Origin of the sequence: Leptolinea tardivitalis, from assembly GCF_001050275.1 — a bacterium.
Lineage (GTDB): Bacteria > Chloroflexota > Anaerolineae > Anaerolineales > Anaerolineaceae > Leptolinea > Leptolinea tardivitalis.
In genome coordinates this window covers 209,690-223,621 of the sequence record NZ_BBYA01000011.1, presented here as the reverse complement: position 1 = coordinate 223,621, position 13,932 = coordinate 209,690, and the positions used below count along the sequence as shown (strand labels likewise).

16 protein-coding genes and 1 tRNA gene are annotated in these 13,932 nt (G+C 46.2%); 3 read left to right on the top strand and 14 right to left on the bottom strand.

Annotation, left to right across the window (positions count from 1 at the left end):
* The first annotated feature begins 4 nt into the window (after positions 1-4).
* Positions 5-2,302 (top strand): tetratricopeptide repeat protein, encoded by a 2,298-nt coding sequence (locus tag LTAR_RS13925; RefSeq protein ID WP_139044566.1) that lies wholly within the window; start codon positions 5-7, stop codon positions 2,300-2,302.
* A gap of 39 nt (positions 2,303-2,341) precedes the next feature.
* Positions 2,342-2,414: transfer RNA gene (locus tag LTAR_RS13920), tRNA-Lys, on the top strand.
* A gap of 165 nt (positions 2,415-2,579) precedes the next feature.
* Here LTAR_RS13920 and LTAR_RS13915 read toward each other — a convergent pair.
* The 3 genes from LTAR_RS13915 to tatC are packed head-to-tail and all read right to left on the bottom strand — an operon-like array spanning position 2,580 to position 3,885.
* Positions 2,580-2,930, bottom strand: coding sequence for a twin-arginine translocase TatA/TatE family subunit (locus LTAR_RS13915; RefSeq protein ID WP_062422872.1), 351 nt, complete (start codon positions 2,928-2,930; stop codon positions 2,580-2,582).
* A 34-nt stretch (positions 2,931-2,964) separates the two neighbouring features.
* The gene (tatA, locus tag LTAR_RS13910; protein WP_062422871.1) at positions 2,965-3,153 is read right to left on the bottom strand and encodes a twin-arginine translocase TatA/TatE family subunit; all 189 of its coding nucleotides are present in this window, start codon (positions 3,151-3,153) and stop codon (positions 2,965-2,967) included.
* 30 nt (positions 3,154-3,183) lie between these two features.
* Positions 3,184-3,885, bottom strand: coding sequence for a twin-arginine translocase subunit TatC (gene tatC, locus LTAR_RS13905; RefSeq protein ID WP_062422870.1), 702 nt, complete (start codon positions 3,883-3,885; stop codon positions 3,184-3,186).
* Positions 3,886-4,057: 172 nt separating this feature from the next.
* Between tatC and LTAR_RS13900 the strand changes: the two genes are divergently transcribed.
* Complete coding sequence (locus LTAR_RS13900; protein ID WP_062422953.1) at positions 4,058-4,948, top strand: NAD(P)-dependent oxidoreductase; 891 nt, start codon at positions 4,058-4,060, stop codon at positions 4,946-4,948.
* Positions 4,949-5,002: 54 nt separating this feature from the next.
* Here the strand turns inward: LTAR_RS13900 and LTAR_RS13895 are convergent, their stop codons facing one another.
* The 11 genes from LTAR_RS13895 to LTAR_RS13845 form a co-directional block, all read right to left on the bottom strand.
* Positions 5,003-5,755, bottom strand: coding sequence for an SH3 domain-containing protein (locus LTAR_RS13895; protein WP_062422869.1), 753 nt, complete (start codon positions 5,753-5,755; stop codon positions 5,003-5,005).
* Positions 5,756-5,963: 208 nt separating this feature from the next.
* Positions 5,964-6,413: a chemotaxis protein CheW gene (locus LTAR_RS13890; protein WP_062422868.1), complete on the bottom strand. Its 450-nt coding sequence runs from the start codon at positions 6,411-6,413 to the stop codon at positions 5,964-5,966.
* 58 nt (positions 6,414-6,471) lie between these two features.
* Positions 6,472-8,487: a methyl-accepting chemotaxis protein gene (locus LTAR_RS13885; RefSeq protein ID WP_158423446.1), complete on the bottom strand. Its 2,016-nt coding sequence runs from the start codon at positions 8,485-8,487 to the stop codon at positions 6,472-6,474.
* 67 nt (positions 8,488-8,554) lie between these two features.
* Positions 8,555-9,457: a chemotaxis protein CheW gene (locus tag LTAR_RS13880; RefSeq protein WP_062422866.1), complete on the bottom strand. Its 903-nt coding sequence runs from the start codon at positions 9,455-9,457 to the stop codon at positions 8,555-8,557.
* Positions 9,454-10,248, bottom strand: coding sequence for a ParA family protein (locus tag LTAR_RS13875; protein WP_062422865.1), 795 nt, complete (start codon positions 10,246-10,248; stop codon positions 9,454-9,456). The genes LTAR_RS13880 and LTAR_RS13875 overlap by 4 nt, the downstream gene beginning before the upstream one ends.
* Before the next feature lie 23 nt (positions 10,249-10,271).
* Positions 10,272-10,472, bottom strand: a complete 201-nt coding sequence (locus tag LTAR_RS13870) for a hypothetical protein (RefSeq protein ID WP_062422864.1) — start codon at positions 10,470-10,472, stop codon at positions 10,272-10,274.
* A gap of 131 nt (positions 10,473-10,603) precedes the next feature.
* Positions 10,604-11,143, bottom strand: a complete 540-nt coding sequence (locus LTAR_RS13865; RefSeq protein ID WP_062422863.1) for a chemotaxis protein CheX — start codon at positions 11,141-11,143, stop codon at positions 10,604-10,606.
* Positions 11,144-11,159: 16 nt separating this feature from the next.
* A complete protein-coding gene (locus LTAR_RS13860; protein ID WP_062422862.1) occupies positions 11,160-11,678 on the bottom strand; it encodes a chemotaxis protein CheX in 519 nt (172 codons plus the stop codon).
* A gap of 29 nt (positions 11,679-11,707) precedes the next feature.
* Positions 11,708-12,496, bottom strand: coding sequence for a CheR family methyltransferase (locus tag LTAR_RS13855; RefSeq protein ID WP_062422861.1), 789 nt, complete (start codon positions 12,494-12,496; stop codon positions 11,708-11,710).
* 1 nt (position 12,497) lies between these two features.
* Positions 12,498-13,565, bottom strand: coding sequence for a protein-glutamate methylesterase/protein-glutamine glutaminase (locus LTAR_RS13850; protein ID WP_062422860.1), 1,068 nt, complete (start codon positions 13,563-13,565; stop codon positions 12,498-12,500).
* A 5-nt stretch (positions 13,566-13,570) separates the two neighbouring features.
* Positions 13,571-13,927, bottom strand: a complete 357-nt coding sequence (locus LTAR_RS13845) for a response regulator (RefSeq protein WP_062422859.1) — start codon at positions 13,925-13,927, stop codon at positions 13,571-13,573.
* Between the last annotated feature and the right edge of the window lie 5 nt (positions 13,928-13,932).

The window sequence follows — 13,932 nt, the reverse complement described above, 5'->3', positions numbered from 1 at the left end:
TAGATTGAATCAAGAAAACTACACTCAAGCAATGCGTCAGGGTCATTCTGCTGCCTGGGATCAACACTGGGAGCAGGCAGCCCGATACTACCGTCAGGCTCTCGCAGAAGTCCCGGAAGATTACCTCGCATTAAACAGCCTTGGTCTGGCCTTGATGGAACAGGGACAATATGACGAGGCACTTCAGGTTTATCGAAAAGCCGCCAAGCGTTCTCCCGAAGATCCAGCCCCGCAGGAGAACATGGCGAAAATCTATGAAGCGCAAAATCGCATAGAAGAAGCTGTCCTCCTTTCCTTTCAGGCTGCTGACCTGTACTTAAAGGCACATAACGCTGACCGGGCAGTACAGAACCTGCTGCGGGCAAGCGCCTACCGTCCTCAAAACATGCGGGCGCATACTCAGCTCGCTGTAATCTATGAACGCATTGGGCGATTCCCATCGGCTGTGAAAGAATATCTGGCGGCGGCCAGCATCACCCAGCATAATGGTGACGCACAGACCGCCCGTCAGATGGTGGAATATGCGCTAAAAATACAGCCAAACAATGAAGAAGCTCTGTCAGCGTATGAGCGGATAAGAGCTGGCAAGTTGTTGCCGATTTATCAGCCCGGCAAATCTGGCCCTCTGGGGAAAATTGGTCAGCGTGATCAGGCTCGAGGACGCGAACCTTTGCGGGATCCCATTGAAGATGCCACTCATTACGCTCTGGGCATTATCGCCGACCTGGTCCTTGATCCCTCTGAAAGCAATCCCCTATTCCAAACACTTCATCTAAATGAAACAACGCCTGCTGTAAAAAACGAAATGGATCGCGTTTCCGCATTGAATCACCTGCTGTCTGCTGTAGAAGCTCACAGCCGTGGGCGATCTGTTCAGGCCGCTGCCGAAGCAGAAAAAGCTATAAATGCCGGCGTGGTTCATCCGGCTGTGTTTTATCTGTTGGGATTTTTAGCTCATAAGAATGATGGACAAAAGGCTCTTGAGGCTTTATCACGCTCGGCATCTGATGCCCGGCTTGCCATGGCTTCTGAATTGCTGATAGGACAGGTGCAAGAGGAAGCTGACAACCTGAAAGAAGCTGCCAATGCCTACCTGAAAGCCATGTATGAGGCAGATGCCACCACCTTGCCGGTTGAGATGTCTGCTCCGTTAAGGTTGCAATACCGTCAGATCAGCGACCAGATTCTTAAAGTCAACGATCCAGACCAGCTACGATATGTGTGCCGCAGTATCAGCGGGCAAATCATGCGGCGCGGCTGGCGGCAGCAGGTATCCAACATCAGGCAATTGCTGCCCCCGGTTAGTGACGAAACACCGCCCAGCGCACTGGTAATGTTGATGCTCCTACCCAACAGCAATCAGATTGTGGCAGGGTTATCGCGTGCCCAACGATTGGTCAGCAATAATGCCCTGCTGCCTGCGCTCGAAGAGCTATATTACGACCTTCAATTTGCCCCAACAGAAACATTGCTGCATGAATTGATCGCCTCAATGATGATCAAACGTGAGCATGTTGATGCAGCCATCGACAAGTATCTATTGATTGCCCGCAAGTATGAACTCACCGGCGATAGGAATCAGGCTGTCAGAGTGCTTATGCAGGCCCAAAAACTGGCGCCGACCAATCTAGCCATTCGTAACCGGCTGATCGAGTTGCTCTTTTCACTCGACCGGCGTGATGATGCCATCCAGCAATATCTGGACCTGGCCGAAACATATTACCGCCTGGCCGACCTGGATAAAGCCCGGGCAACGTATCTTAATGTTTTACGGTTGTCGCAGAAAGGCGAGACCAATAAAAGCTGGAATATTGAAATATTGAAACGAGTAGCCGATATTGACCTGCAGCGGTTGGATTGGCGGCAGGCACTTCGTATCTTTGATCAAATCAGAGGACTTGATCCCGATGATGTGGAAACCCGCACCAGCCTGGTGGAGTTAAATTACCGCCTCGGGCAGGATGCCGCTGCCATCAGTGAGCTCGATAGTGCCGTGACGTATTATGATTCGATGAATAAGATTCCCACAGCCATGCGTATGGTCAGCAATCTGGTGGCTATTCGGCCAGACAACAAGGATATGCAAAGCCGGTTATTTGCCGTCAGCCATCGGGTAAAGAATATGCCCGATGCTATCTCTCTGCTTGATTCCTATGCCGATGAGTTACTGGAAAACAAAAACACCGCTGCAGCCATTGTCCATCTGGAAACCATCATTGCACTGGGGCCGCCAAATACGATTGAGTACCGTAAAGTTCTGGAACAACTTCGCGGCACCGGAAATCAACCGGCTGCTGCCTGATTTGACACCTTCCGGCTTTCGGGTATAATACGTGTTCGCGGTCCACTAGCTCAATTGGCAGAGCAACTGACTCTTAATCAGTGGGTTCAGGGTTCAAGTCCCTGGTGGATCACCTGAGGGTGCCGGGTGTCTAACCGGCACTGTTCATTTAAGAATTCCGCAATGGTTTTTCATCCATGCGTGATTAAACCGTGGAATGATTCTTTTTTTGGGGGTGATACGATAACATTTGAATAGATTCTGGTCGTATCAATACCTGAATTTGTAGATAAAACGATTAATCGGATGGATGGTGCGAATCGTTTTTGTCTTCTGCATCCTGCAATTTATCATCGAGATTTATAGTTTCAGATAAATCACTGGAAATTGATTGTGAGATTGTGTTGCTGAGATGGGAAATCTCCCGCATACTCTCTTCGAGTTGAGTCTCCTTAATAATCTGCTGCGGGATTGTCTTCAGCTCTTCCGACGTAGATACAAGGTCACGCCACAGGGGAGAACGAACCAATTTGCGTATAAAATGGGCGGCATCTCTGGAAAATTTGACCATCCCTTCCGGGCCAAAGACAATCAGCGCCAGAACAAGGATCAGCAGTAATTCCCAGGGGCCAATATTAAAAATTTCCATCGATCATTACAATCAACCAGAACAGGTTGTCAGCTTATTTCTTATCAGAATCATCGGTCTTTGATTTATCAACAGAATTTTCATCATCCTTGCCGCTAAGGCCATCTTTGAATGCACGAATACTTTTACCCAGTTCGCCGGAGATCTTCGAAATGCGGCCTACGCCGAATAGCAGAAGAATGATGACGAGAATAATCAATAGTTCAGGCATACCCAGACTCATAAATCCTCCAATTGGTAACTTCCCGGTTCTCTACCGTACCAGATAGGCCAGGAAGATGCTTATTAAGTATAACCCCATAAGAGGGACCATTAACAATCCCATATTCACCGGATCGGTCGTTGGGGTGATAATGGCGGCCAATACCGCAGATACAATAATGGCTACCCGCCAGCCTTTCAGCAGCATTCTGGCATTTACCAGTTTCAATTTTGCCAGCAGTAGAACCACCAGGGGTGATTCAAAACTCAAACCAATCCAAAACATTAGATTGGTGACAAATCCAACATAGTTGGAAAGCCGAGGAACCGTCTGCACCCCGAGGAAATTAACCAGAAATGGGATGGCAGCTTTTAACATAACAAAATAGGTAAAGGCCACACCTGCCACAAACAAAATCACAATAAACGGCAGGCTGATAAAAAGCCAGCGCTTTTCTCTCGGTTCCAATCCAGGCACGATAAACGCCACAATCTCGTAGGCAATGATGGGGAGTGCCAGAATGAATCCAGATAACAACGCCACTTTCATGAACACCGAAATATTCTCGGTGACTTCAATGGATTGCAGTTTCTGAAGCCCTCCAATTGGTTCAACAAGAAAATTGATGATTCGATCAGCAAATACAAAGCTCGCCAGAACGCAAACCACCAGGGCAATTAATGCGACGAGCAATCGACGCCGCAATTCTTGAAAATGTGGAGCAAGACCAGCCAGCAGGGAATTATCGTCCAAGTTCTTCCACCGTGTGTGTGATGAGAAATGCAATCATAACATCCTACTATTCGGAATGAACAATTTTCCGGCTATATTGTACAAAACTCCACAGGTAAATTTAACCGGTTTGTTGTTTGATAAAATCATAATGAACATTAAGAATATCGTTAGTCAGAAAGGAAAAACGAAGATGGAAAAGATCGCCTTCCTGGGTATCGGTGTGATGGGCCATAATATTGTTGTCAACCTCTTGAAATCGGGCCATCCCGTTACCGTATACAATCGGACGGCAGATAAATGTCTGCCGCTGGTAAAACAAGGTGCTGTTCAAGCCAGAACGCCTCGTGAAGCTGTTGCCGGTGCCGATATTGTGATGATTATGCTGAATGATGATACCGGAATAGACCAGGTGGTCTTTGGGAAAGACGGTGTCATTGACGGAGTCAAATCCGGTCAGATTGTCCTGGATTTAACCACATGTCTCCCCAAAACCTCTCTAAAAGAAGCCGCTGCTTTTAATGCAAAAGGAGTCCAATTCCTTGATGCGCCAGTATTTGGCAGCAAGAACGAATCTCGTGATGCCGGTCTATGGATTGTAGTGGGCGGAGAAAAATCTACCTTTGAAAAGGTCCTGCCGGTTTTGAAAAAGATCAGTGCCACCCAGCATTATATGGGCGAGAACGGCAAAGGCACTTCCATGAAACTTGTCGGGAATCTTGTTGTTGCATCTCAAATTGAAGCCGTAGCCGAATCACTTACTCTGGCACAAAAAGCCGGGTTGAATATAAAAGATGTTCTGGGAGTACTGGCTGTGACGGATTTCAAGTCTCCCATTCTCAGCGGAGTTGGCGATGCCGTATGCCGGCGAGATTTCTCGCCTTCGTTTTACTTGAAACTCATGCTGAAAGATGCCAATCTGATTTCATCCTTTGCTCAGGATTTGAACGTGCCCCTGCCAGCCAGCTCTGCCATCCGTGAAGTGATTAAAACAGGTGTGAATAAAGGCTGGGGAGATGAAAACGCCTCTGCTTTTGTAAAAGTAATTGAGCAGATGGCTGGAGTGGAAATTAAGTACGAATAGACAATAACACAACTTGAAAAAAAGCAGTCTGTTTTCAGACAGACTGCTTTTTGTTTATGGTTTAAGCTTTGCACAAACCGGATCCGCCGCTGCTCCATCGCAAGGGGTCAAAATAATATCCAATCCAGGTTGAACATATTCCGTTCCAGCATCAACAACTGACGTCCCGCCCCGCAACGGCTTGCGTTCAAACGCAGAAGCATTGGCCAGCACCTGTCCGTTCTTTCCAGTTTGAATAATGTCTATGGCTGTTTTCATAAGGTCGGTCTCTGGATCGTCGGGTCTGGCAGCGATCTGATCTTCATAATACTTCCGAACATCCGATCCCCCCAGTTCAATGTCTGCCACGATATAACGTATCTGAGCTTCTGTCTTCCGGTTATCCGGTACATCACGCTGAACAGCATCATCTTTATATGGTTCCAGGGCAAGTTCATACGTAGAATCACCAGCTTTTATTTTATTGCCGATTTGCAGCCATCCCTTCTTCCCATCCAGCAAGGCAACCTGCCACCAGGCGGAATCAGATGAACAAACAGGGCCATCCTGCACGGTGACTCGAATATGGTGTTCGATTGAGGCTATTTTTTCAGAGCTTTCAGGTCGGGAATACAAATCAACAGATAGGACTGACCCATTTATTACTGTATACGCCATTCCACCTTTTATAACTCCCCTCGGGGTGACACCCGGGCAGGGAATTTCAGTGGCTAAGGAAGTCGGTTTTCCTTCCGATTCGGCAGGTTTTCCGGAGTTGCAGGCAGTCATCAACAAGACCAATAGAAAAAATAAAGAGGCACGTTTCATTTAATTCCAATCCACAAAAACCAGGGCTGTTGGGATATCTGGTAAAGATTTTTCTTAATCCCTCAAAGAGGGGTTCGTCTATTTTAATCCATCAACAAAACTCCGGAGTATTAATCTCCGGAGTGAAATTACATGGTGCAGAACAATCCGATAATTACGACGTATTTCGCACCTTTATGGTAGATTGCCCAATTCAAGGCCGATTGAATCAGGCTACTGCCGTCAACTCAATCTGTTCATCAGATGTGAGGATTTTGCTCATATCCAGCAGTATGACCAGAATATCGTTCAATTTAGCAATTCCGGTTATGAAGTTGGCCCGCGAAGAAGTCGTCATGGAGGGTGGCGGCTCAATGGATTCAGATGGCACTCGAAGCACTTCAGACACGGCATCCACAATCATGCCCACTTTGACGGTTCCAAGCGCAACAACCATAATGCGTGAATCTCGTGATGTTTCTACCGGTTCCAGTCCGAATCGTTTTCTCAGATCTATAACCGGAAGAACCAGACCGCGCAGATTGGTAATACCTTCCACAAAAGATGGTGAATGGGGGATCCGTGTTATCTCCTGCATTTTGATAATACTTTCCACCGTTGAAATATCCACACCATAATGTTCATCCGCAAGTTCAAAAACCACAAGTTGTTGTTCCATTTGTATACCTCTCTTTATAAAGCATTATTTTCCAGTTCGCTTAATTTTGCAAGAGCCATTAATTCAATTTAAACCGTTGAACAACAGCCCGCAGCTTGTCAGCCATCTCTGCCAGCGATTGCGCCGATGCGCTGACCTCTTGCACCTGGGCTGTCATTTCTTCAGCAGATGCGCTCACTTCTTCAACCGCCGCGCTGTTCTCTTCACTAATACTGGCAATACTTTCAATAGCCTGGGTAACCTCTGATGAACCTGCTGCCATCTCTTCTGTACTGGCTGTGTTTTCTTCAACGACAGCCGACACTGTATCCATGGATGCGACCAATTCATCCGCATTCATACTCATCTGCCTGGTTGCTTCTGCCGCCTGTTCAGCTTCCCGGTTGACTTCTTCTGCCGCTTTTAAAATAGCATCCAATGCCAGACCGGCTTCATTGGCTTTCTGGGAACCGCGTTCAACCTCATTGGCTCCCTCTTCCATGGCAGCCACAGCCTCTCCAACAGTTTTCTGGATGCCTCTGATCAGCTCGCCAATTTCTTTGGTTGCATTACTGGACCGTTCTGCCAGTTTACGCACTTCATCCGCCACCACAGCGAATCCTTTTCCATGTTCCCCGGCTCTGGCTGCCTCGATGGCTGCGTTGAGGGCCAGCAGGTTTGTCTGCGAAGCAATATCATCAATAGTTTCGATAATTGCGCCAATTTTCTCGCTGTGAGATCCCATTTCCTGCACTTTTTCAGCCGAAAGTCCTACTTTTTGACGAATGATCTCCATTCCAGAAATAGTCTCTTCGACCACTTTGCTACCGTCACGTGAAGCTTTGGCTGCCTGCAGGGAGCCATCTGTAACAGATTGTGCATTGGCAGCCACCTTCTGGATTGTATTATTTATCAAAGCAGTGATCTCACTGGCCCGCCCTACAGCACTGGCTTGTTCCTGTGCCCCTTTCGCTACCCCGTCAATCGCCCTGGACATTTGCTCAACAGAAGAAGCCGTTTTGGAAATATTCTCTGCCTGTATTGTTGTACCTTTGGCAACTTCCTGGATGGTCGCTGAGATTTGCCCGGTCACATTTCCGGCCTGTGACGATGCATCCGCCAGATCTTTGGAAGCAGATGTAACAGAATCTGCACTTTCTGCAATCAACTTCACAGCATCGCGCAATCCCTCAGTCATGCGTTTAAATGCCACTCCCAATTCATCTTTAGGAGAAATGGGGTGGATGGTCATAGAAATATCATTATTGGCGATTTGATTGGCCGTTTTACCCATTTCCTGAAGGTACGAAATCAGGTCCCTCAATGCCTTCCCCACTTCACCCAATTCATCCCCGCGGTTATTAAGATCATCCTTGGTTTTTTGATCCATATCACGCAGAAGATCGCCTTCTGACATTGCTTTGGATCCATTGACCAGCGTTTTCATTCCGCTGGTCAATGAACTGCTAATCAAAATGGCAATGATCAAACCAATAAAAGCACCTGCAGTGCCAACAACAATCATAAATATGATTTGCGATTGCTCAACTTCTTGTGATTCAGTTTTCAACCGCTTGGCTTCTTCACGATTGATTGTCAACAAAGCATCAATCGCATTTCCCAAACCTTCACGGGCAGCAACCACCCGGCCGTCGCCGCTGATTAACCCAAACGCTCCTTCTTCGTCACCAGCCTTGATTTTGTCTTCAAACACACTCAGAGCTGCGGAGAATTCTTTAAAAGCTGTATCAAAAGTTTCCAGGGCGGTGACTTCTGAATCGAGCAGTTTCCCCTTTCGATACTCATCCATTTCAGTAGAAATGGACGCAAGGTTGTCGTTCATCTCCCCTATGTATTTCGTCCGTTCACCGGCAACAGCATAAATCTTGTAATAATCACCGCGTATGGTAAACATCAACGATTCAACATGGCCGAGTTGCTCAACGGGAATCAACCGGTTTTCATACATGGCAGAACTGTAATCTGACACTGTTCTTAAACCGGCAGCGCCTAGAAGTGTCACGATTATCATAGAAACGATAATTATGACAAAACTTCCAAGAAGCTTGGTTCGTATACGTATATTATTCAGCACTCTCATCTTTCCTCCTGTTGGAGAATACTCCATTTATGGGTAGTGCTCTAAAATGTAATCTGCAAAGCTACCAGTTATGTTGTTTTGTGGAAGAAGCCAATACTTTTTCCAGATCCAATAGAATAACCAATTTGTCCGCGATACGGGCAATGCCATTGATAAAGGCAGATTCAATAGTTGTTGACATTGGCGGTGGCGGTTGAACAGCTTCTCGTGGTACTTTTAGAACCTCAGTCACTTCATCTACCACAATTCCAACTTTTCCTACTTCAGCATTGACTATTACGATTCGGGTGTTGGGTGTATTTTCATTGGATGTCAGGTTAAATCGTTTCCGTAAATCTACTACAGGAACGACAGTCCCCCGCAGGTTGGTAACACCCAGAATAAAGGCAGCTGTTCGAGGAACTTCGGTTATTGCCTGTAGTTTGATGATGCTTTCTACGGCATGGATGGTCACTCCATATAGCTCTTTGCCAAGAGAGAATATGACAAGATGCTCTTCATCACCATCACCATGTGCAACAGCCTGGTCAATTTCTCTGGCAACCTTTAATGCATCATCTTCTATTGTCTTTTTATTGGTGCTTGATGTTTGAGGAACTTTTTGTTCAGACGAGCCATTTGCTGGTTGAATACTTTTTTCAGCGGGAGTTTCCACAGGGTTTTCCTTTTGGGGAGATTCCACGATATCCACCTTTTGTTCTTTTGATACTTCTACAACAGATTCGGTTGCGGCTGAAATAACAGGTTCAGTATCAGGATCAGCCTTCACGGTTTTCGATGGAATGACTGCCGCGGATTTTTCCTGCTGGGGTGTCTTCGATACTCTGGAAGGTCGGACGGCTTTAGATTTTTCCTCAGGTTTTTCCACTTTTTCCGCAACAACTTTTTTATCCTCACCGGTTGTGAGTTTACCTCCAGAAAACAGGCTATCTAAAGTTGATTTTATTTTTGTTTTTTTATTCATTTACCCTCCTGTTCACCGATCACCATTTGATCCAATTCAGCGGCGAGCATGCCATATTGTTGTGTCGCTCTGGTTTTAGGATCATACTGATTGATCGGCTGGCCTGTAGCCACACATTCTTTCAGACGGGTATCAACACCAATTACCGTTGAAAATAACCGGGCAGAAAAATTCTCCTGCAATTTATTTAAAACTTCCCGGCATATACCGTTACGTTGATCATACATTACCGCCAAAAGATTAAACTCCAGATTGGCATTTGTATGCTCTCTTATGGCATCCACAGTTTCGATCAAACGAACCAGCCCCACGGCTGCGAGAAATTCCGTCTGAATGGGAATGATCACCCGGTTGGAAGCCGTCAATGCCATCACAATCAAAGGGCCGAGAGAGGGAGAACAATCGAATAATATATAGTCGTAGTTATCCATCCATCGCCCAATAAGCTGACTCAGGCCAAATTCATACCCGGTCTTTTCCGATATTAAACGCTCAACCGACCAAAGGCGTGCATCAGAGGGAATAACATCGAGATGTGGCATTGATGTAGGTCTGACCAGATTATCCCAGTCAACTTTCCTCGGATTCAGGGTGGTTTCCAGGGCATCTGTAATAGTTTCACCGGGGGCATCATCAAAATGCCCGAGTGATAGTGAGAGATTCGCCTGCGGATCAAGATCAATCAGCAATGTCTTATGTCCCCGCTCTGTAAGGCAGGCTCCAAGAGAAATACAAGTCGTTGTTTTTGCCACACCGCCTTTTTGATTGCTGATCGCTACAACGTGTGCCATGGAATTCCTCAAAATCTCGTGGATTACGATGCTTTTCCTTCATCGTCATTAATTAAAGGATTGGGAAATTCATATGTCTCACTGTCTCCATCTACTTTCTCAGATGGATGGAGTGCTCCGGTAGATTTTGGAATCAACCACGACTTCATGGTTGATTCCAACGCCTCACGGTCCATTTTTACTTTTCCCAAATCATCATCGGTTTTTTTTATTGGTTCCAACATCGTACTTCTCCAATATTTCCGTCGTTCGAACAATAGCTAATAGACAATTTCAGAGAAAGAATGTCCATTTTTATTCTACAATTTTCCTGCAGACGTACGAATTAAGGAGAAGTAAATAAACAATAAAACTCCTATGAATCCTTGCCAGGTGTATCTTTTAATCCGGGTGCTTCAGGAACCTTCAACAAAGCGGCATTAGCACCCTGTCGAAGCGCTTCCCTCAATGCCAGGTGAATGGTTATCCTGCCCATGTTGCTGGTCAATGGAACAACAACACGTGGAAAATCGAGAGTTGAAATTGTGGCTCCTTTTCCTAGAAGCATTGTAGGGGGCGATATGGTCGATTGGAAACCACTCTTTGAAAGCTTAACGCTGGCACGGCCGGTAATCACATTACCTAATTCAGCAATGCCACTCTGGGCCAGTCCGTTCATTTCACTCAGATTTTCACCAAGCATACTTGAGGCAATCCCCAGTGCGGCTTCATTGCTAAAACCATAAAAGACGATCCCTTCAATATCACCAACCAGACTGATAATAACAGTAACATCATCTGTAATATACGCGCCTTTATCCAGTGACAGATCACCCCGTTGCATCGGAATATTCACTTCTGCTTTTAGCACCTCATACGCTGCTTCCACAAAAGGAATCAGGTATTGAACTTTCATGATTTTTACTCCTTTCCTATTTCATCTGGATGGCAATGGGAACATAATTTTTTCCAGATTCACTTCCCGGAGGGGATTCCCGCAGGGCCAGATGAACTGTAATATCACCCATTTCAGTTTTAAGTTGGACAACGATTCGGGGGAAATCAAGGGTGGATATCTGTATCCCTTCTCCCTGAACCAGGGTTGGTGGAGATATTTCCGCATCAAATCCTTCTTTGCTCAACTTGACAGTAGCACAACCGGTAATCACATTGCCAAGTTCTGCAACACCGCTTTGAGCCAGGTTGTCAAACTCAGTGAACTCCTGCCCCATCATTTTAGAAACGAGTTTTAAGGCGGTCTCAATGGAAAGCCCATAAAGGACTACTCCCTGTACTTGACCTACCAGGCTCAACAGAACAGTGATTTGATCGGAAGTCATGGAGGATTTTTGAAGGCTAAGAGTTCCACGTTCTACAGTGGCACCTGCTTCTTTCGCCAGAACTTCAGCAGCTGCTTCAACAAAAGGATTCATGAACTTTACATTTGCCATCGTATGTACTCCAGAAGATCTGATAACCATCAGAGTTTTTGATAAAAAGAGATGCCAATACTACGCAATCCGAAATCTTGTGGATGAGGGATAATTTCAGTACCACCAATAAAAAGTATGCCGCCTTTACGCAGGGCTTCGGCAAATTTCCTGTAAAGAATTTCTTTGGTTTCGCTGGTGAAATAAATAACCACATTCCGGCAGACGATCAGATCAAAATCTTTCTCAAAAGAATCTGAAATCATATTTTGTTCTCGGAAAGTGATCTTTTTAATTAAAGATTCGACAACATAGAAAGGAGGTCCGCCTGGCCGCAGGTAGGTTGACCTCTGTGCAGGTGAGAGTCCCCTCACCTCTTCGGTAATAAATGCCCCGCCAGACATGGCTCTGGCAATTGCACCTTTATCCAGATCGGTGCCCAGAATATAATGTTTTCTATTCGGGGTGAGCTCGTCCAGGATCATACCGAGGGTAAAAGGTTCAGCGCCAATGGAACAGCCGGCACTCCAGATTCGCAGGCCGGTTCTGGCTCCTGCATCTCGGATAATCATAGGCAGAACCGTATTTTGAAGGTGTTTCCAACGTTCTGCATCACGATAAAACTCTGTTACATTAATCGTCAAGTAGTTGCGGAATTTCAGCAGCTCATCGGGGTCTACTTTAATTTTGGCAAAATAATCATCCCAGGTTTTCATACCCGAGCGAACCAACCATGAATCCAACCTGCGGCGCATTTGTTCGTCTTTATAATGCTCGAGGTCTATCCCGACGCTCGATTTGACCACTTTCTTAATGCGTTCGTAAACATCCTGCTCCATATTATCTTCCTACTGCCGCCTTTATGGCTTCAGCTACCCTGTCTAGGGGAACAACTTCATTGGAAGCACCAGCTTCATACACTGACCTTGGCATACCGTAAACAACACAGGTTTCTTCTGCCTCAGATATAACCCAGCCACCCGAGTTATGTACCATAAGGGCGGCATTGGTTCCATCATTTCCCATGCCTGTTAAGATGGCTGTGACAACCCTGGGACCGTAAAGCTTCACAATGGAAAGCAGTGTTACGTCCACCGCCGGACGGACTCCATGTACGGTGGGATTCTGGTTTAACGTTACTTTTTCATTTTCGTCAAAAACCATATGAAATCCGCCGGGTGCCAGCAGAATTTTTCCCACTTCCAACCGGTCATCAGGGGCGGCTTCCTTTACATACAATTCCGATGTTCCATTCAATCTTTCAGAAAGTGAACGCGTAAACCCGGCGGGCATATGTTGAACAATGACAAATGCAGCCGGTATGCTGGCATCCAGCATTGGAACCACGGTGTTCAAAGCTCGCGGACCGCCTGTTGATGAACCAATAACCACGATTTTGTCTTGATTCCGAAGTGAACGAACTTTTTTCTCCAGGACTCGGGCGGTTGGCGCCGTTTCGATATACGCAGATTTGGCCGGTGTCTGCCATACTTTTGCTTTGGCTGCCCGAAGTACCTTGTTCCCCACTTCTTCCAGAATGGAAGCCATATTGGCTTTGTTATCCGGTTTGGCCACAAAATCCACAGCACCAAGTGTCAGTGCCCTTACTGTTTCCAGAGTACCTTCTGATGTCAGGCTGGAAAGCATGACCACCGGTAATGGATGCCTGGACATGATCTCTCGCAGTGTAGAAAGGCCATCCAAATTGGGCATTTCCACATCTAAAGTGACCACATCTGGCTTGAGTTTCGGGATCATATCGAGAGCTTCGCGGCCATCTTTGGCCGCGCCTAAAACAGTGATCCCTGAAAATTCATTCAGGTGTTTTGTAATGGTGAATCGCATGAAGGCTGAATCATCAACCACTAAAACCTTCACAGGAGGTGTTCCAGATGCAGGAGTGACCATAGGAATTATTTAATTGCCTTAGAGATCGCCTGCAGAACTCTGTCAGAATCATAAGGTTTGACGACAAAGTCTTTTGCGCCGGCTTTTACCGCTTCCATTACCACTGATTCTTGACCCAATGCCGTGAGCATGATGATCCGTGCGTTCGGATCGATTCCCCGGATGGTTTTTAATGCAGTCAACCCATCCATTTCGGGCATGGTGATATCCATCAGGACGACATCCGGTTTTATTTGTTGATACATCTCTAGCGCTCTCGCGCCATTTTCTGCCTCATTCACTTCATAACCTTCACCTGCAAGCATTTTTGTAATGCGAACTCGAAGGAATTCGGCATCATCTACAACAAGGACTTTTGTCATTCTGC